The organism is Thiocystis violacea, from assembly GCF_016583575.1.
Taxonomy (GTDB): Bacteria; Pseudomonadota; Gammaproteobacteria; order Chromatiales; family Chromatiaceae; genus Thiocystis; species Thiocystis violacea.
The window spans coordinates 1-17,880 of sequence record NZ_NRRG01000046.1; the positions used below are offsets into that span (position 1 = coordinate 1).

Annotated in this window: 15 protein-coding genes and 1 pseudogene; 7 read left to right on the forward strand and 9 right to left on the reverse strand. The window is 64.0% G+C overall.

From position 1 onward, the window contains the following. Nucleotides 1–127: 127 nt before the first annotated feature. From CKO27_RS18230 to fdnG, 5 genes and pseudogenes are all read right to left on the reverse strand, one after another. Nucleotides 128–565: pseudogene (locus CKO27_RS18230) on the reverse strand (REP-associated tyrosine transposase); the annotation flags it as partial. A gap of 857 nt (nucleotides 566–1,422) precedes the next feature. Continuing rightward, nucleotides 1,423–2,337: a restriction endonuclease gene (locus CKO27_RS18235; RefSeq protein WP_200376352.1), complete on the reverse strand. Its 915-nt coding sequence runs from the start codon at nucleotides 2,335–2,337 to the stop codon at nucleotides 1,423–1,425. Between the two features lie 218 nt (nucleotides 2,338–2,555). Beyond that, entirely contained in the window at nucleotides 2,556–3,176 is a 621-nt protein-coding gene (locus CKO27_RS18240) for a formate dehydrogenase subunit gamma (RefSeq protein WP_200376353.1), read from the reverse strand. Continuing rightward, nucleotides 3,173–4,051 (reverse strand): formate dehydrogenase subunit beta, encoded by an 879-nt coding sequence (fdxH, locus tag CKO27_RS18245; protein WP_200376354.1) that lies wholly within the window; start codon nucleotides 4,049–4,051, stop codon nucleotides 3,173–3,175. Before fdxH ends, CKO27_RS18240 begins: the two co-directional genes overlap by 4 nt. Before the next feature lie 9 nt (nucleotides 4,052–4,060). After that, entirely contained in the window at nucleotides 4,061–7,189 is a 3,129-nt protein-coding gene (fdnG, locus tag CKO27_RS18250) for a formate dehydrogenase-N subunit alpha (protein WP_476718508.1), read from the reverse strand. 230 nt (nucleotides 7,190–7,419) lie between these two features. Between fdnG and selD the strand changes: the two genes are divergently transcribed. Continuing rightward, nucleotides 7,420–8,469: a selenide, water dikinase SelD gene (selD, locus tag CKO27_RS18260; RefSeq protein ID WP_420825844.1), complete on the forward strand. Its 1,050-nt coding sequence runs from the start codon at nucleotides 7,420–7,422 to the stop codon at nucleotides 8,467–8,469. A gap of 100 nt (nucleotides 8,470–8,569) precedes the next feature. On the opposite strand, the gene CKO27_RS18265 is transcribed toward selD, so the two are convergent. Next, the gene (locus CKO27_RS18265; protein WP_200376357.1) at nucleotides 8,570–9,781 is read right to left on the reverse strand and encodes an MFS transporter; all 1,212 of its coding nucleotides are present in this window, start codon (nucleotides 9,779–9,781) and stop codon (nucleotides 8,570–8,572) included. Nucleotides 9,782–9,865: 84 nt separating this feature from the next. Here CKO27_RS18265 and CKO27_RS18270 point away from each other — a divergent pair, with 84 nt between their 5' ends. The 3 genes from CKO27_RS18270 (at nucleotide 9,866) to tsaB (ending at nucleotide 12,663) form a co-directional block, all read left to right on the forward strand. Then, a complete protein-coding gene (locus CKO27_RS18270; RefSeq protein ID WP_200376358.1) occupies nucleotides 9,866–10,855 on the forward strand; it encodes an adenosine kinase in 990 nt (329 codons plus the stop codon). A 182-nt stretch (nucleotides 10,856–11,037) separates the two neighbouring features. Then, a complete protein-coding gene (locus tag CKO27_RS18275) occupies nucleotides 11,038–11,973 on the forward strand; it encodes a hypothetical protein (RefSeq protein ID WP_200376359.1) in 936 nt (311 codons plus the stop codon). A gap of 6 nt (nucleotides 11,974–11,979) precedes the next feature. Then, nucleotides 11,980–12,663 carry a tRNA (adenosine(37)-N6)-threonylcarbamoyltransferase complex dimerization subunit type 1 TsaB gene (gene tsaB, locus CKO27_RS18280; protein ID WP_200376388.1) on the forward strand — a complete coding sequence of 228 codons (684 nt, stop codon included), beginning with the start codon at nucleotides 11,980–11,982 and terminating at the stop codon, nucleotides 12,661–12,663. 51 nt (nucleotides 12,664–12,714) lie between these two features. Here tsaB and CKO27_RS18285 read toward each other — a convergent pair whose 3' ends face one another. Then, nucleotides 12,715–12,945, reverse strand: coding sequence for a hypothetical protein (locus CKO27_RS18285; protein ID WP_200376360.1), 231 nt, complete (start codon nucleotides 12,943–12,945; stop codon nucleotides 12,715–12,717). Nucleotides 12,946–13,197: 252 nt separating this feature from the next. Here CKO27_RS18285 and CKO27_RS18290 point away from each other — a divergent pair, with 252 nt between their 5' ends. Both CKO27_RS18290 and CKO27_RS18295 read left to right on the forward strand, forming a co-directional pair. Further along, the gene (locus CKO27_RS18290) at nucleotides 13,198–14,391 is read left to right on the forward strand and encodes a glycerate kinase type-2 family protein (protein ID WP_242470984.1); all 1,194 of its coding nucleotides are present in this window, start codon (nucleotides 13,198–13,200) and stop codon (nucleotides 14,389–14,391) included. Beyond that, a complete protein-coding gene (locus CKO27_RS18295) occupies nucleotides 14,385–15,218 on the forward strand; it encodes a ferritin-like domain-containing protein (RefSeq protein WP_200376362.1) in 834 nt (277 codons plus the stop codon). The genes CKO27_RS18290 and CKO27_RS18295 overlap by 7 nt, the downstream gene beginning before the upstream one ends. Here CKO27_RS18295 and CKO27_RS18300 read toward each other — a convergent pair. Continuing rightward, the gene (locus tag CKO27_RS18300) at nucleotides 15,209–16,126 is read right to left on the reverse strand and encodes an NAD(P)H-binding protein (RefSeq protein WP_200376363.1); all 918 of its coding nucleotides are present in this window, start codon (nucleotides 16,124–16,126) and stop codon (nucleotides 15,209–15,211) included. The genes CKO27_RS18295 and CKO27_RS18300 overlap by 10 nt on opposite strands. A 174-nt stretch (nucleotides 16,127–16,300) precedes the next feature. After that, nucleotides 16,301–16,660 carry an HPF/RaiA family ribosome-associated protein gene (locus CKO27_RS18305; RefSeq protein WP_200376364.1) on the reverse strand — a complete coding sequence of 120 codons (360 nt, stop codon included), beginning with the start codon at nucleotides 16,658–16,660 and terminating at the stop codon, nucleotides 16,301–16,303. Between the two features lie 312 nt (nucleotides 16,661–16,972). On the opposite strand from CKO27_RS18305, the gene CKO27_RS18310 reads away from it, so the two are divergent. Continuing rightward, on the forward strand, nucleotides 16,973–17,872 hold the full coding sequence (locus CKO27_RS18310; protein ID WP_338116111.1) for a DMT family transporter: 900 nt from the start codon (nucleotides 16,973–16,975) through the stop codon (nucleotides 17,870–17,872). Nucleotides 17,873–17,880 lie beyond the last annotated feature (8 nt).

Below are 17,880 nucleotides of genomic sequence, written 5' to 3' on the forward strand. Positions count from 1 at the left end.
GCACAGGAAGAGGTCCGTAACCATGGCCACCCGAAGAAACAGCGCTGAGGACACCGATTCCGCAAACCGCATCAGCGGTTGTAACTGTTTGTTTTTAAAAATCGAGAGACTTATCTTAGTGCCATTCGGGCCAATCCCGAACCCGGCTGACATGCCCATGCTTGACCGGATTGAAATGGACGTAGTCCAGGTGGCGGCTGAAGTCGAGATCGGAGCGAATCGCGTGCTCCCAGAAGCGCCGTTGCCAGATCCCCCGCTCACCGCGCGCGACGCGGGAGCGGCAGCGTCGCTCGGTGGCTGGGATGGCGCGGACGAAACGGATCTTGATTGCCTTGATGCGATTGGAGAAATCCGCGTCGCCCTCGGGCAAGGTGATGACGCAGTGCATGTGGTCTGGCAACACCACCCACCCGTCGATCCGGAATGGACGCTCCTGGCGCGTACGGCGTACCGCCTCGCGCAGCGCATCAATGTGACGCACCAACAGATCCGAGCGCCGCTCCAGCAGATTGATGGTGAAGAAGTAGGTCCCGCCCGGAACCCAGAAGCGACGATAGCGCGACATCCAGTCATCCTTCGGGAGATATCGGGGTTGCTCGGGCGGAGTATCGCGCCCCGAGCCCCGATCGACAACATCCCACACCCCGCGCCGGCATCGATCGGGTCGGGCTGACGGGATTGCGCCCGTCAGCCCTCCCACACCACCGGACATGCGGTTTTCCGCATCCGGCGGTTGGAATCACTCGCCATCTAAATCCATCGGCTAGGGAACCCCTTGCCATCTCCAGCGTCCCCTCCGGGTGATCCACACCCCTCGGTTCCACCGTCCCTCAGGGTAGCTGCCGCCGTTGCAACGCCCTCGGGTTTCAGATGACTGCGCGGTGGTCGGCCCCATCCGTTCGGATCGGCTCGTGCTTCCTTCGGCCCTTCGCTCCACCCACGTTACCGGGCTTCTTCGCTACTACGGCCTCTGCTGACTTCTCGAACCCTCTCAGGTCCGAGATCTCCCCGGGTAAGGTGCCAAGACTTTCGGCCCGTGCCGTCAAGCTCTACCGGATGCGTCTTTCGGTGACGGTTGGATTTCGCGGTCCCTAGCACGCTCATCGCCCGCATCCGGCCTCTCTGCTTGTTCGTGTTCCTACGGTCGTGCCTTTGATCCACGCTTCTTTCAGCTTGGCCTCACGGCGTCCACCTTGCGCTTCACTACGGTTGTCGTCACTCTCTCCGGCGACCTCTTTGCAGGTCGCAAGTCTTGGCCCATGCCGGGCACACTAGGGCGGATGCCCGATAGGGCGATCCGCCATTCAGACGCCGAACCGATCCACCAACATTGGTAGCAGCCAAGGAACAGCACCGACAGTGGCGAGGTCAGTGGCACCCAAATGGTGGAACCTCCTATCGGAGTTCCACCCTACGCGGGATTTATAGAATCTCATGTATTCTGAGGTAGATATTACCCGTTTCAGCAGCCTTGCGGCGTTTTCTCAAAAGTAATTGCACGAGATCTATGCGACCTTCCAGAACTGCCATAAGATCGCTGCCGTCCATGAGTATGACAAGCCTCCGACCAGAGGAGTGTGCTTTAACTGCGTCCTCGGAGAACCCGTTTATTGACAGAAAGAGACCGAGTGTGTTCTCAAGTTTCCGTGATAGCTTGCCCGCCATTCCATCTAGATCCTTTGCTGCAACTAAGTCCTTTTGCCATTTGGCTTCAAGCAAATAGTCAGTTCCTTCAAAACTAAACGCCCCATCGACTTGCTCTCCAGTAATGCGAAACGAAGCCTTCGGATCAAGATCAAAAAGATTGAAAAGACCTTTCAGTATCTTTTCCAAATTAAACCCCCTTTGCTGAGGATTCTCTGAGCTAACCAGATCAAAGAATTCCTTTTTCAAGCTTTCAAGCTCTTGCTGCACGGCATTTACTTTCATCAGGCGTTCATGGGCTTGTTTTCGACGCTCCTCAGCTTGCTTCTGCTCTTGCTCTATATCCTGATAGCCTCTTAATTGAGCGCGAAGCGCTTTAATGGCGGCTTCTGCCTCTTCTGCCTTCTTCTCTCCCTCTTCTAGCTTTCTGAGGTGAGAAAAATTACTAACCTGGCAGACCTCCGACATCAGGCGAATTAAGTCTAGCTGGTAGACTTCCTCGTTCGTTGCCAAATAATCGATCAAGGTTGCAACAATATTTCGCTTGTAGTCATCCCAGTTGAGACGGGACAGCACTTGAGGATCAGAGAGACATTGGGATAAAAAACTACGTAGCTCAGACTTATACCAATAGACGAGGGTCAGCGCTTCCTTCAATGCCTGCATGGCTGCTGGAGCGATTTTTCTTGGCATTTTGGTTATCCCTGTTCCTAATGTACAATTTTTAGATCTACCCGGCCTGCCGTTGCAGGTCCGATTGAGCGACTGGTTGGACCATAGTGAGCACGTAAAGCGCAATGCGCAGCAATGCCGCCATATGAAGGTTGACTCCATACGGCAGAATACGCTGCGCTATTCCGCCCTACGATCCCGTCACTGCCGACGATTTTACACGCCAGCCACCCAAAACCTCACCGCCTCGTCACCTCCTCAAACCAAGTCCGATGATGCTGCTTGGCCCAAGCCCGGGTGACGGTGCCGTACCACATGGCGCGGACGGTGCCGGTGACCCAGATGGCGGCGTAGACGTGGACGAAGATGAGACAGATCATGACCACGGCGGTGGCCGAGTGGATGACCGCCGCCCAGCGCACCAACTCGACCGGGAAGTCGAAATAGGCGCGCCAGAGGATGATGCCGGTGGGGATGAGTAAGAGCATGCAGAGCAGCAGCAGCCAGAACATCAGCTTCTGGCCGCCGTTGTATTTGCCTTGAGCGGGCATGCCCTCATCGATGCCGTTCACCATTTCGCCGACGCGTCCGATCCATTGCCAGTCGACCCGGCGCATCAGGTTGTGCTTGGTGAAGCGGATCACCATGAGGATGAAGGCCAGCCCCATGATGACCCCGAAGATGGGGTGGAGGATGCGCGTCCAGGTTCCGCCGCCGAAGAGCAGGCTGAAGGGGTAGAAGGCGGGATGGAAGAGCGCCAGGCCGGACATGCCGAGCAGGATGAAGCTGATGCCGACGATCCAGTGGTTGGCGCGCTGGCCGGCGGTGTAGCGGATCAGGTCTCGGGGGTCGCGTCTCATGCCTCTTCCTCCTCTTTCTCGATCTCTTTGGAGACGGCGTTCGGCCCCTTGGTGACGTAGTGGAAGAGGCTGGCGAAGCCGACCAGGGCCATGGTGGCGATGGCCAGTGGCTTGGTGACGCCCTTCCAGATCTCGACCAGCGGGCTGATGGCCGGATCGCGCGGCAGGCCGTATAGCTCGGGTTGGTCGGCGTGCTGGAGGACGTACATGACGTGCGTCCCGCCGACACCCGCCGGGTCATAGAGCCCCGCGTGGGCGAAGCCCCGCTCTTTGAGGTCCGTCACCCGCTCCTCGGCATGGTCGATCATGTCGGTTTTGCTGCCGAAGGTGATGGCCCCGGTCGGGCAGGTCTTGACGCAGGCCGGTTCCAGCCCGACCGAGACCCGGTCGGAGCAGAGCGTGCATTTGTAGACCTTCTCGTCCGTCTTCGAGAGGCGCGGGATGTCGAAGGGACAGCCGGTGATGCAGTAGCCGCAGCCGATGCAGTTCTCCTGGTGGAAATCCACGATGCCGTTGCTGTACTGGACGATGGCCCCCGGCGCCGGGCAGGAGGCCAGACAGCCGGGGTCCGCGCAGTGCATGCAGCCGTCCTTGCGGATCAGCCATTCCAGCCGGTTGGGCTCCGGCTCCACCTCGAAGAAGCGCATCAGGGTCCAGGTGGTGTCGTTGAGATCCTGGGGGTTCTGATAGCTCCCGAGGTTGTGCCCGATCTCCCCGTGCAGGTCGTTCCATTGCATGCAGGCGACCTGACAGGCCTTGCAGCCGATGCATTTGGAGATGTCGATCAGCTTGGCGACGTCCAGCGTCCCGCGCACCCCAGGCATGGGGGTGGTGGTGGCGGAACGGGCCTGAATGTCGAGCGATTGCAGCGCCATGTCCGCCTCCTAGACGATCGTCTGGATTTTTTCGACGTTGACCAGGAACGCCTTGAACTCGGGCGTCTGGGTGTTGGCGTCCCCCACGAAGGGCGTCAGGGTGTTGGTGAGATAGCCGTTTCTGGCCACGCCCATGAAGCCCCAATGGATCGGGATGCCGACGGTGTGGACCTGTTTGCCCTCCACGCTGAGTGACCTCAGTCGTTTGGTCACCACCGCCACCGCGACGATATGTCCCCGATTGGACCGCACCCGCACATGATCGCCCGAGCGGATGCCCCGTTCGGCCGCCAGCGTCTCCCCGATCTCGACGAACTGCTCCGGCTGGATGACGGAGCTGGAACGGCAGTGCTTGGTCCAGTAGTGGAAGTGCTCGGTGAGCCGGTAGGTGGTCGCCACGTAGGGGAACTGATCGGGCTTGCCGAAGCTGTCCCAGTCGCCCTTGAACACCCGCGCCGCCGGGTTGGCCCGCGCCAGCGGGTTGTCCGGGTGCATGGGATTGTTGGCGAGGGGCGACTCCATGGGCTCGTAATGCTCGGGGAAGGGACCATCCGCCATCTTGTCGACCGCGAAGAAGCGGGCGACGCCCTCCGGGTTCATGATGAATGGACCCATGCCGTCCGTTGGGTTGGAGTCTGGCTTGAAGTCCGGGATGTCGGACCCGCCCCAGCGCCCGTTGACGCCGTCCCAGGCGACCAGCATTCGGCTCGGGTCGTAGGGCTTGCCCGCCGGATCGCAGGAGGCGCGGTTGTAGAGCACCCGCCGGTTGGCCGGCCAGGCCCAGGCCCAGTCGAGCGTCTGCCCGATCCCGTAGGGGTCTGAGTTATCGCGTCGGGCCATGAGGTTGCCCTTCTCGCTCCAGGCCCCGGCGAAGATCCAGCAACCGCAGGCGGTCGAGCCATCCGCGCGCAGCTCGGCGAAGCCGTTGAGCTGCTCGCCCTTCTTGACCAGCACCTTGGTCGCGTCCTTGGGATCGGTGACATCCGCGAGCGCCCGGCCGTTGAACTCCCGCGCTAGTTCCTCCGGCGACGGGAAGTGCGGTTGTTTGTACCGCCAGGTCAGGTTGAGGATGGGATCGGGGAAGGCCCCGCCGTCCTTCGCGTACAGCTCGCGCAGCTTGAGGAAGAGGCCGGCGATGATCTCCTGATCCGCCCGCGCCTCGCCCGGCGGGTTGGCCGCCTTCCAGTGCCATTGCAGCACGCGCGAGGAACTGACCAGGGAACCGTCTTCCTCCGCGAAGCAGGTGGAGGGCAGACGGAAGACCTCGGTGGCGATCTTGGTCGGATCGACGTCGTTGTACTCGCCGTGGTCCTGCCAGAACTCCGAGGTCTCGGTGGCCAGCGGGTCGATGACGACCATGAACTTGAGCTTCGACAGCGCCCCGGACACCTTGATCTTGCAGGGCGCGGAGGCGAGCGGGTTGAAACCCTGGCAGATGTAGCCGTTCATCTTGCCGGCGTTCATGTCCTCGAAGACCTGGAGGATGTCGTGGGTCTTGTCGAGCTTGGGCAGCCAGTCGTAAGCCCAGTTGTTCTCAGCGGTCGCGGCATCGCCAAACCAGGCCTTCATGGTGCTGACGAAGAACTTGGGATAGTTCTGCATGTAGCTCAACTGGCCCGGCCGCAGCGGCTTGGGCGAGCGCTTGTCCAGATAGGCCGCGAAGTCCTGCTCTTTCTCGCCGGCCAGCGTCATATACCCCGGCAGCAGGTTGGAGAGCAGGCCCAGGTCGGTCAGACCCTGAATGTTGGAGTGACCGCGCAGCGCGTTCATGCCGCCGCCGGGCTTGCCGATGTTGCCGAGCAGCAACTGCACCATGGCCCCGGTGCGGATCATCTGCGAGCCCTGCGAGTGCTGGGTCCAGCCCAGGGCGTACATGATGGTCATGACCCGGTCCGAGGCCGAGGTCTCGGCGATCATCTCGCACACCTTGAGAAAGGCGTCCTGCGGCGTGCCGCAGATGGTCGAGACCATTTCGGGCGTATAGCGCGCGTAATGCGCCTTCATCAGTTGATAGACGCAGCGCGGGTCCTGGAGCGTCGGGTCGGTCAGCACGAAGCCGTCATCGCCGAGCTGATAGCCCCAGCTCGCCTTGTCATAGCTGTGCTTCTCCGGGTCATAGCCGGTGAAGATGCCGTTCTCGAAGCCGAAATCCGCTTTCACCAGGAAGCTGAAGTCGGTGTAGCTCCGCACATAGTCGTGATGGATCTTGTCGTGGCTCAGCAGGTAATTGATGAGCCCAGCGAGGAAGGCGATGTCGCTGCCGGCGCGAATCGGGGCGTAGTAGTCCGCCACCGCCGCCGAGCGGGTGAAGCGCGGATCGACCACGATCAGCCTGGCCTTGCGATAGGCCTTGGCCTCGGTCACCCATTTGAAGCCGCAGGGGTGCGCCTCGGCGGCATTGCCGCCCATGATGAGGATGAGGTCGGCGTTCTTGATGTCGACCCAGTGATTGGTCATGGCGCCACGGCCGAACGTCGGGGCAAGACTTGCCACCGTCGGGCCGTGTCAGACACGCGCTTGGTTGTCGAACGCGAGCATCCCCAAACTGCGGGCGAATTTGTGGGTCAGATAGCCGGTCTCGTTGCTGGAGGCGGAGGCCGCCAGCATGCCGGTGCTGAGCCAGCGGTTGACGGTCTGACCGGCCTCGTTGGTCGCGACGAAGTTGGCGTCACGGTCCTCTTTCATCAGCCGGGCGATGCGGGTGAAGGCGTCGTCCCAGGTGATGCGCTGCCACTCGCGCGAGTTGGGCGCGCGGTATTCGGGGTACTTGAGCCGGTTCTCGCTCTGGACAAAGTCGAGCAGTCCGGCGCCCTTCGGACAGAGTGTCCCGCGATTGACCGGATGATCCGGGTCGCCCTCGATATGGATGACCTCGGCGTGGGCGTTCTTGGAGCGGTCGCCGAGCGTATAGATGAGGATGCCGCAACCGACCGAACAATAGGGGCAGGTATTGCGGGTCTCGGTCGCGTTCGCCAGCTTGAAGGCGCGCACCTCGGCCAGCGCCGCGTCCGGCGAGAAGCCGAGCAGCGCCAGGCTGGTGGTGCCCGCGCCGGCGGCGCAGACCTTGAAGAACTGTCGTCTGGATAGGTTCATCGTCACTCCGATCACTCCTCTGTGGCGGATTCCGGTCGAGACCATGGCGCTTCAGTCATCCATATTAGAAATGAATGAAATGCCATTATTATGATATTTTAATCAGATGCTTAGCCGTTCGGTTTGGCTCTGGACATGACGCCACTGAATAGCGCAGACGGGCCGAAATGTCCATTGCTCCAAGGCATGCTCCCGCGTCTCGCCAAGCGCGGGTTCCTTCAACGTGGATACCGGATTAAGATCGCGGTGGTTCCTTCATCCATTTTCGAGAAGCCATGGATATCAGACTGACCCAGCTAGCCACCTGTGCGGGTTGAGCGGCGAAACTCGGCCCCGCCGAGCTGTCGCAGGTTCTGCGCGAACTGCCGCTGACCCAGCATCCGGATGTGATCGTCGGATTGGAGCATCCAGACGACTGTGGAGTCGTGCGCCTGTCCGACGACCTGGCGATCGTCACGACCGTGGATGTCTTCACCCCGGTGGTCGACGACCCCTTCGATTACGGCCGGATCGCCGCCATCAACAGCCTCTCGGATATCTATGCGATGGGCGCGCGTCCGGTGTCGGCGGTCTCGGTGGCCGGTTTTCCCGATACGCGGCTGCCGCTTGGCATCCTGACCGAGATCCTGAAGGGCTTGATCGCGGGCGCGGCGGACGGCGGTGTGCCGGTGGTCGGCGGGCATACGGTCAAGAATCCCGAGCCCCTGTTCGGACTGGCGGTGACCGGGGTCGTGCATCCGGACCGACTCGTCCTCAAGGGCGGCGCGCAGCCAGGAGACATCCTGGTCCTGACCAAGCCGCTCGGCATCGGCGTCTTGAGCACCGCGCTCAAGAACGAACGGCTCTCGTCAGCGGGGATCGCGAGGGTCACGGAGGTGATGCTGGCGCCCAACGACAAGGCATCAGCGACGATGCTGCGCCACGGGGCGCACGCGGCGACCGATGTCACCGGATTCGGACTCCTGGGTCATCTGCTTGAAATGACGCGCGCGGCGGGTCTGACCGCCGAGTTGCACTGGTCCAGGATTCAGGTGCTTGAGGATGCCCTGCCGCTGGCCGAGGCCGGATGCTTTCCGGGCGGCGCCAGGAACAATCTGAAGGCGTATCTGGAGAGGGTCGCGTTCGATCCGGCACTCTCCGAATGGCAATCCCTGCTGCTCGCCGATCCTCAGACCTCGGGCGGTCTCTTGATCGCCTTCCCGCCCGAGCGGGTGGACGCCGCCCTGGCCGACCTCGCGGCCCAGGGCATTTCCGCCTGTCGGGTCGGGCGGATGCTGGAGTCGCGCGAGCGCGACGTCATGGTTCTCGCCTCCGGCTCGCCTTGACCAAACAGGAAACGGCGTATCGCCCTTGGTAGGCATCCACGCCACATCAGGCGACGCCGCGTCAACCGCGACCCAAGGGCTGAAAGCCGCTGACCACGCCTCAGGCGCGCGCCGGCTGCGGCTCTCCCGCGCTCTCCCTTCCCACCCGCAAATCCGGCAGAAAGACCGCCAGCAGGCCCAGCAGCGGGAGGAAGGCGCAGAGACGATAGACGGTCTCGATGCCCCAGTGATCCGCGACCAGCCCGAGAATCGCCGCGCCGATGCCGGCCAGCCCGAAGGCGAGTCCGAAGAAGAGCCCGGAGACCATCCCGATCCGGCCGGGAAGCAGTTCCTGCGCGTAGACCACCATGGCGGGGAAGGCGGAGGCGAGCAGGAAGCCGATGATCATGACCAGGACCGCGGAGGTTCCAAGGTCGACGTAAGGCAGGGCCAGGGTGAAGGGCGCGACCCCGAGGATGGAGACCCAGATGACCTGTCGTCGACCGATGCGGTCGCCGATGGGTCCGCCGAGCAGGGTGCCGGCCGCGACCGCGAAGAGGTAGTAGAAGAGGTGGTACTGCGCCTCCCGGACCTCGATGCCGTGGTGCTGCATCAGATAGAAGATGAGGTAGCTGGCAAGGCTGGCCGAGTAGAAGAACTTGGAGAACATGAGTGCCAGCAGCACCGCCAGGGTGGCGCGCACGCGCCCACTGGGCAGGCTGGAGGCCGGCGTGGGCGCGGTCGGGCGCGGTCGGCGCTGCTGGTCGCGATACCAGAGGCCGACACCGGCCAGCACGATCATGGCGACCAGGGCGATGAGCGAAAAGAAGGCGAGGCTACGCTGACCGTTGGGCAGCACGATCCAGGCGGCGAGCAGTGGTCCGATGGCCGCGCCCGCGTTGCCGCCGACCTGGAAGATGGACTGCGCCAGTCCATGGCGTCCGCCCGAGGCCATGCGGGCAACCCGCGACGCCTCGGGATGAAACACCGCCGAGCCGGTCCCGACCATGGCCGCGGCCAGCAGGACCAGCGGAAAGCTGTCGGCGAACGAGAGGGCGAGCAGCCCGGCCAGGGTACAGCCCATGCCGACGGCGAGCGAAAAGGGTTGGGGGTGGCGATCGGTGTAGAGCCCGACCAGCGGCTGGAGCAGCGAGGCGGTAAGCTGAAAGGCGAGCGTGATCAGGCCGATCCGCGCGAAGCTCAGGTGCAGCCCGCTCTTGAACAGCGGGTAGATGGCGATCATCAGCGACTGCATGGTGTCGTTGAGCAGGTGCGCGACGCTGATGGCGCCCAGCACCCCGAAATGGGTCTGGTGGGTCTTGGATTCGTTCATGGGGATCGGATACGGCGACGAAGGCTGGATTTTGAGCGCGGGCTTGTACAATGGCGACCTTTATTCTCGGACGAGGCAGCCACCATGGCGAAATATGACATCTACGGGATCGGCAACGCGCTGGTCGACATGGAGTACGAGGTCGGGCATGAGGATCTGGGCATCCTCGGCATCGACAAGGGGGTCATGACCCTGGTCGACGAGCACCAGCAGACCGCCATCATGAATCATCTCAAGGCGCATCACCACCAGCGCGGCTCCGGCGGCTCGGCGGCCAACTCCATCATCGCCTTCAGCCAGTTCGGCGGAAAGTGCTACTACTCCTGCAAGGTGGCGGACGACGAGCTGGGTCACTTCTATATGAAGGATCTGATCGACGGTGGGGTGGACACCAATCACCACACCGAGAAGGACCAGGGCCACACCGGGCGCTGCGTGGTGCTGGTGACTCCCGACAGCGACCGCACCATGTGCACCTTCCTCGGCGTCAGCGGCAACCTGTCGACCAGCGAGCTGGTCGAGGAGGCGCTGCGCGATTCCGACTGGTTCTACACCGAGGGCTATCTGGTCACCTCCGACGCCGCCCGTCACGCCTCCATCGAGGCCAAGCGCATCGCCGACGGGGCTGGGGTCAAGACCGCCATCTCACTGTCCGATCCGAACATGGTCAAGTTCTTCAAGCACGGCCTGATGGACATGATCGGCTCGGGCGTGGATCTGCTGTTCGCCAATGAATTCGAAGCCATGGGCATGGCCGGCTCCGATGACCTTGATGCCGCGGTGACCTACCTCAAGACCATCAGCAAGAGCTTCGCCATCACCCGAGGCCCCCAGGGCGCCCTGGTGTGGGACGGCCAGACGCTGATCGATATCGATCCGGTCAAGGTCCAGGCGGTGGATACCGTCGGCGCGGGCGACATGTTCGCCGGGGCCTTCCTCTACGGACTGAGCCAGGGCTGGAGCCACCAGCACGCGGGCGATCTGGCCTCCGCCGCCTCCGCCAAACTCGTGACCGCGCTCGGTCCACGCCTCACGTCGGACGAAACCCAGAAGATCCTGAAAGCCTTCGTCTAGCCAACGGACGAACGGACGGAAGGCCGGCCTCCCGGTCGAGCGAATTGCGATCGACTCGACACATCGCCCCTCCGAGTACCGCTAGGATTGCCGGTAAGGATGGTTCAAGCCATCTCAAACACTCGGACCAGCCCCGCGACAAGGCTCGCGGCGGCTGGATGCATTGTGACAGGAGCCGCGTCATGCTGAGCTTCGATGCCCCCTCGCTGCCCTCCCCGCTGATGATGCGGGAATGCACGCGACCGCGCTTCGATACCGATCTGGACACCCTAAGGGACTGGCTTGCCGGGCTCCGCTCTTCCGGTGTGCGGCAGGCTGGACCGGCGCTCATCATGGCGCTGGAAAGCCTGCGCAAGTCCGATCTCTCGGCCAATCGGCGCCTTTCGGTCCTATCGCTTCTGAAGGTTCCGGTCCTCAAGACCTGCGCCGGACTGCCGAAACCCTATGTCGCCGAGAGTGCCGAGGAGGACAAGGCCTGCGGTCTCACCATCGAGCTGCGCCTCACCCGTCTGATGTTCGTCAATCTGCATCGCGCGCTGCGCCAGATCGATCAGGAATATCCCGTCCTGACCAGCCGCCAGCAACGCAAGCGCCTCTGGGCGATTCGCAATCTGTTCCGCTTCGCCAATCGCCAGATCCGCTACGCGGCGCTCTGGAAAACGCCGCTGCCGGCCGGAACCTGGCGCGATCTCCACGAGTTGCATCTCTACCTGACGACCCGTAACGCCCGTTCGCCCTGGGCGCTGGAGGCCAAAGCCCAAGCCCCGGCCCTCGGCGGCTTCGATCATGCGTTCGAGTACAAACTCCTGCTGCTGCTCGGTCTGGCCGCGCGGATCAAGGAGTCCACTCTGAATAGCGAATATTTCATGGATGGATTGGAAGGCTGGGCGGCTCAGACCCAACTGACGGATCCGCATGCGATGCTCGGGCGAATCAGGCTCTTCCTGGTCGAGATCTCCGAGGACGCGCCGGCGCGTCAGCTCGATGGATCGCTGGAAACGCCCATCCGGGGATGGATCCTGCAACCACCCTATCCCTATATCCATGAGCTTGAGGACGGCGCCTTCGGGATTGGTCCGTTCGGCTACCAACCCATCGACCTGGCGCTTCCCGTCTGATTCATGATGAAAATACTTGCCATCGATACGTCCAACGAGGCCTGTTCGGCCGCCCTTCTCGTCAACCAGGCGGTCGATCAACAATTCGAGATCGCACCCAGGCGACATGGCGAGTTGATTCTCGTGATGATGCAGCGGCTCCTGGAGCAAGCCGGCCTGGAACTGCGCGACCTGGACGCCCTCGCCTTCGGCTGCGGTCCCGGATCCTTCACCGGGGTGCGTATCTCGACCTCCGTGATTCAGGGTGCCGCCTTCGGCGCCGAACTCCCGGTCGTGCCCATCTCGACCCTGGCGGCGATCGCCCAGGGTCAGTTCCGTCGCGAGGGACACCGGCGGCTGCTGGCGGCGCTGGACGCCCGCATGGACGAGGTCTATTGGGGCTGTTACGAGGTCGGCGAGGACAATCTGGTCGAACTCTGTCGCGCCGAGGAGGTCTGCCCGCCCGAGCGGGTCGAGCCACCGCCGGGGCCTGGCTGGCAAGGCGTGGGGCCTGGCTGGGGCATCCATGGCGACGTTCTCGCCAACCGGATCGGTAGCGCCCTGGAGGGCGCCAATCCGAATGGGGTCTGCGAATCGCGGGATATCGCCCTGCTGGCCGCGGCGGAGTTGGCGGCCGGTCGCTGGGTTCCAGCCGAACAGGCGATTCCGGTCTATTTGCGCGACCAGGTCACGCGCGTGGCCAAGGCCTAGCTCGGCCGCTTCAGGCGCCGATGATGGCCGGATCGTCGCCCGGCCCGCCGATCATGCCGACTGGTGCCCGTGGCGGCAGTGACGCTTCAGACAACCCACGACATAATGCAGCAGGGTACCGCCGACCCCGAGGAAGACCACCAGGGCCACACCCAGGCGCTGAACCGGCTCCACCATCGATAGCCCCAGGATCAGCCAGGTCAGGAAGGCAATCACAGCGGTGATGGCGAGAATCATGACGAAGGGCCATGGCGAGCGACCGCATTTTGGACAGAGACTCATGAGCTTGGCACTCGGCTGGTCGGAAGACTCAGCGCCCATCGGGGCATCCCGAAGACTGGATGGCGACGCGGAGTTGGGGGGCGACCGAGACCCGATCACCGGCGGATAGGCAATTTGATAGCCCGCTCGATCGAAATTCATTGAAATCAATCAATATCGGGGAAATGATGGTCGATGGAAACGCCCTCCTCCATCGCGAACGCTCCTCGCCACCGATCGACCGACCCGCGCCATCGGTTACTCCAGCTTCTAATGATAGCTCTCGAATCCGTCGAGGGCGGGCGAGCCGTGCGGCGAGCCCTCGCCGAACACCCGATCCAGGGACCGGTTTGGCTCTGCGCCATCGGTAAGGCGGCGGAATCCATGACGCTCGGCGCCGTCGAGGCTCTGGGCGACGCCTGCGTCGGCGGACTCCTGATCACCAAGCCAGGGCACACCGACCCGCGCCGACTCCGAGGGACAGGCCTCGAAACCCTCATCGGCGGCCACCCTGTCCCCGACGCGGGCAGCCTGGCGGCGGGCGCGCGACTGCTGACGGCCATCGAGCGCGCGCCAGCGGAGGCGACCCTCCTGTTCCTCGTCTCGGGCGGTGCCTCAAGCCTGGCGGAGGTTCCGATCGCGGGGCTCGGGCTCGCGGAATTGCAGCGGATGAACCGCTGGCTACTCGGCAGCGGCCTGCCCATCCAGGCCATGAACCTGATCCGCAAATCGGTCTCCCGGATCAAGGCTGGAGGTCTCTTGTCGGTCCTTGCCGAGCGTCCCGTGCGTCTCCTGGCCATCTCGGACGTGCCGGGCGATGCTGTCGGCGTCATCGGATCCGGGCTGCTGGTCGCCGAGCCGGATCTGGCCGAGCGCGTCGGGCGACTGGATCTCCCGGATTGGCTCGCGGACTGGACGCGGCGCGGACTCGCGGAGCGCGGCACGGGGTCCGGCCGTGGACCGGTCACGGAACTGGTCGCCACGCTCGCGATGGCTCAATCCGCCGTCGCGGCGGCGGCCGGATCACTGGGTCAGCCGGTCTGGAGGCACGCGGACCTGATTCAGGGCGACGCGGCGGACGCGGGCCGACGACTCGCCCGCGCCCTGCTCGACGGCGAACCCGGGCTGCATATCTGGGGCGGCGAAACGACCGTGCGACTGCCGAAGTCACCGGGGCGGGGCGGGCGCAACCAGCATCTGGCGCTCGCGGCGGCGATCGAGCTGGCTGGCCACGAGAACGTCCTCTTGATGAGCGTCGGAACCGACGGAACCGATGGCCCGACCGAGGACGCCGGGGCGCTGGTCGACGGCCACAGCCTAGAGCGGGCCGAACTCGCCAGCCTGGACGCCCTGGACGGTCTGGCCCGCGCCGACGCCGGGCGTCTGCTGGAGGCGAGCGGCGACCTGATCCGCACCGGCCCTACCGGAACCAATGTGATGGATCTGATCCTGGGATTGAAATGCTGAACGAACGCACGAGCGATAATCTCTTCGAGGTCGCGGCACATTGTCTGAACGAGCCGGATCCGATGCGCAAGGTCAGCCTGACCCGCCAGGCCGCCGCCGACTGGAAGGCCGGTCGGCTCAGGCTCGACAGCGTCGGCGCCGGCCCCGTGACGGATCTCCCCGGCCGCCCGGAGCGCCTGGAACTGGTCCAGCCCCGCCGGCTCGTCGCCCGCAAACTGACCACGCGCGACGGCCGGGCGGCCATGATCCATGCCGTGGTCCATATCGAATTCAATGCCATCAACCTGGCCTGGGACGCCGTGCAGCGCTTCCGCGACATGCCGACGGACTTTCAGTCCGACTGGCTCGCCATCGCCGCCGAGGAGGCGGAGCACTTCGTGCTTCTGAGCGAACGCCTGAGCGATCTCGGCTACGACTATGGCGATTTTCCCGCCCACGACGGACTCTGGGAGATGGCCCGCCGCACCGCGCACGATCCGCTGATCCGCATGGCCCTGGTGCCGCGCGTGCTGGAGGCACGGGGACTGGATGTGACTCCCGGCATGATCGCGCGCTTCCAGGCGGTCGATGACCACGAGACGGCGGAGCGATTGGGGGTGATCCTGCGCGAGGAGGTGGGGCATGTCGCGGCCGGCTCACGCTGGTTCCGAACGCTTTGTCGAGCGCGTGGAGAAGAGCCGGGCCGGCGCTATTTCGAGCTGCTCGGAGACTACATGAGGGGAGAGATTCGCGGCCCGCTCAATCTAGAGGATCGCCGCCGCGCCGGATTCGACGCGGACGAGTTGGAGCGCCTCCAGGCGCTCTGTCAAAGGCCCGATCAGAGATAGCCGAGCTGATCCACGCCGAAATGGGTCGGCGTCAGACCGAGCCGCGCGAAGCTGTCGTTCTCTGAACAGACATTGCCTTCCATCAGCATCTGGACCTGATCGCGCGTGATCGGGAACCAGGCGAAACGGTCGAGGAGTCCAGCCGTGGCCTTGATCGCCATCGCAGGGGCCGGCAGCATCAGCTTGGTCTTACCGGAAGCGGCCGCGATCAGACCCAGGATCGCCTTCCAGGTGAAACGCTCGGGACCACAGAGACTGTAGGTCTGGGATTCGGTACGCGACTCGCCGAGCGCCAGCACGAAGGCGTCGGCCACGTCCGAGACGCAGACCGGCGCCAGCTCGAACAGCCCCGCCTTCAATGGCAGCAGCCCCTCATAGAAGAGCGGGGCCGGCATGGGACTGTCGATGATGTCCTTCTTGAGCTGGGAGCAGAACTCCATGCGCCCCTGGGGATCGCCGAAGATCACCGAGGGCCTGAAGATGGTCCAGCGCAGACCCGACGCCTTGAGCGCCATCTCGGCCTGATACTTGGTGCGCTGATAGGGCGTCCCATCGGCACGGATCCCGTTGGCGCTCATCAGCAGGAAACGCCCGACGCCGACCGCCTGGGCGGCGGCGATGGTATCGACCACGCCCTGGTATTGCAGCGCCTCGAAGGTGATGCCGCGCGCGGGGAACTCGCGGAGGATGCCGATGAGATAGATCACCGCGTCGGCCCCGGCGAGGCACTCCCGGAGCGCCACCGGATTCGCGACATCACCATGGACGATCTCGCACGCCTCGGGCCGCTCGATCTTACCGTCACTTCCTGGCCGCGCCAGGAGGCGGGGTACGTGACCGGCCGCGATCAGGTGGCGCGTGATGTGAAGACCGACGAATCCCGTACCACCGATGACAGCAACCTTCATGGGCTCTCTCCCGAGCTGAATCAGACTGGCCTCTAGATGGGTGCGTCCCGGAGGCAGTCAAGATGGCCGCCTGTTTGGAGACCCGCCATACGCCGGCCTTGGTACCCGCGCCGCTGGCGAGATGGCCGAGCGCCGGGACAAAGCCGAGCGGGCTGTCGAACAAGGCGAAAGAGGTTAACGCGTGGCTGGCTGAATCGCGCGGGTGACCGGCGGGGAAGCGGGCGACCGATCCATGATGCTGTATCGGCGCGATCGCCTGACGTTGCGCCGGGCGGCGGCGAAGACCTCGGCGATCGCCTCGGAGGCGGCTTTGCGGGCATCCCGGACCACGACCTGACGACCGGATCCGAGCTTGGTGCTCAATTCACAGCGAACCCGATGACCATGAAGCTGGTCGAACTCCTCTTGAACGGTAAACTGGGCCTCGATCGGCTCTCCAGGAAAACGATCCGCGAGCTTCCGAGCTTCCGACTCGATCTGACGACGGATAGCCGCGTCCAGCGCGAGCATATCGCCGCCTATCTTTAAGACCATACTTGACCTTCTCCAAGGACTCGGGCAAACCTTGCGATCTTTGTCGCGAAGCGAGGGCCGAGTGGAACTGAATATGAGGGCAAATGCCTCGGTGATTGACGTCGTCGCAGGGGTGTCCGTCGGTGCGAGGTGGGGCGCGGCATGAGACGTGAGACGACTGACCGATCATGGCGTCCGAGCGACTGAAATGCAAGACCGACATCGCCATACCTGTGCGCGAATCGACGCTATTGGCGCGAATTTCTCCTTTACTCCCCCGATCGAGCCTCCGATGCCGGAAGCCGACGGCCTCCGCGAGCGCGCGAACTAGGCGTGCGTCACCGACACACCGCGGCCGACTGGGCCATGCTGCTGGGGCTCGTGGTCATGTGGGGATCGGCCTTCATGCTGACCAAGATCGCGGTCGCCGGGATCGCGCCGGATCTGATCGCGGCGAGTCGGCTGCTGGTGGCCAGCCTGCTGCTGTTGCCGGCCGCCCGGCTGTTCGCCGGACGCCCCGCGCACGGTCGAAAGCTCTGGCTCTTCATGCTGCTGATCGCCGTCTTCGGCTACGCCCTGCCGTTCTCGCTCATTTCCTGGGGACAGGCCTTCATCGCCAGCGGACTGGCGAGCATCCTCATGGCGATCATGCCCCTCGCCACCCTCGGGCTGGCGCATTTCCTGATTCCGGGCGAGCGGCTGACGCCCTACCGCGTCGGCGGTTTCATCCTGGGATTCGCTGGCGTGGTGGTCCTCATGGGTCCATCGGTCTGGTCGGGGCTCGCCAACGGGGAGAACCCGCGGCTCCCGATGCTGGCGGTTCTCGGCGGGGCCTTCAGCTATGCCGTCTCGTCCGTCCTGGCCCGGCTGCGGCCAGCCGGCGACGCGCTCTTCACCGGGGCGGCCACCACCTCGCTCGCGGCCCTGATGCTGCTGCCCCTGGCCATCCCGAGCCTGTCGCTGGAGACGGCGACCAGGCCCACGACGGCCCAGATCACCGCCGTCGTACTGCTCGGCATCGTCTCGACCGCGCTGGCGGCCATCCTCTACTTCCGGCTGGTGAAGAGCGCCGGCCCGGCCTTCGTCTCTCAACTCAACTATCTGATCCCGCCCTGGGCCGTCGGCTGCGGCATCCTCTTTCTCGGCGAAACACTGGAGCCCAATCATCTGTACGCGCTCGGCCTGATCCTCGCGGGGGTGCTCGCCACCCATCTGGAGCGGGTTCGCCGATGAGATCGAGG

Bases quoted from the DNA above. Each gene is read 5' to 3' on its own strand.
- CKO27_RS18235 (WP_200376352.1), bottom strand. From the start codon at position 2,337: ATGCCAAGAAAAATCGCTCCAGCAGCCATGCAGGCATTGAAGGAAGCG.
- tsaB (WP_200376388.1), top strand. From the start codon at position 11,980: ATGAAAATACTTGCCATCGATACGTCCAACGAGGCCTGTTCGGCCGCC.
- fdxH (WP_200376354.1), bottom strand. From the start codon at position 4,051: ATGGCGCTGCAATCGCTCGACATTCAGGCCCGTTCCGCCACCACCACC.
- CKO27_RS18265 (WP_200376357.1), bottom strand. From the start codon at position 9,781: ATGAACGAATCCAAGACCCACCAGACCCATTTCGGGGTGCTGGGCGCC.
- CKO27_RS18290 (WP_242470984.1), top strand. From the start codon at position 13,198: ATGATAGCTCTCGAATCCGTCGAGGGCGGGCGAGCCGTGCGGCGAGCC.
- CKO27_RS18285 (WP_200376360.1), bottom strand. From the start codon at position 12,945: ATGAGTCTCTGTCCAAAATGCGGTCGCTCGCCATGGCCCTTCGTCATG.
- CKO27_RS18270 (WP_200376358.1), top strand. From the start codon at position 9,866: ATGGCGAAATATGACATCTACGGGATCGGCAACGCGCTGGTCGACATG.
- CKO27_RS18300 (WP_200376363.1), bottom strand. From the start codon at position 16,126: ATGAAGGTTGCTGTCATCGGTGGTACGGGATTCGTCGGTCTTCACATC.
- CKO27_RS18275 (WP_200376359.1), top strand. From the start codon at position 11,038: ATGCTGAGCTTCGATGCCCCCTCGCTGCCCTCCCCGCTGATGATGCGG.
- CKO27_RS18305 (WP_200376364.1), bottom strand. From the start codon at position 16,660: ATGGTCTTAAAGATAGGCGGCGATATGCTCGCGCTGGACGCGGCTATC.
- CKO27_RS18240 (WP_200376353.1), bottom strand. From the start codon at position 3,176: ATGAGACGCGACCCCCGAGACCTGATCCGCTACACCGCCGGCCAGCGC.
- CKO27_RS18295 (WP_200376362.1), top strand. From the start codon at position 14,385: ATGCTGAACGAACGCACGAGCGATAATCTCTTCGAGGTCGCGGCACAT.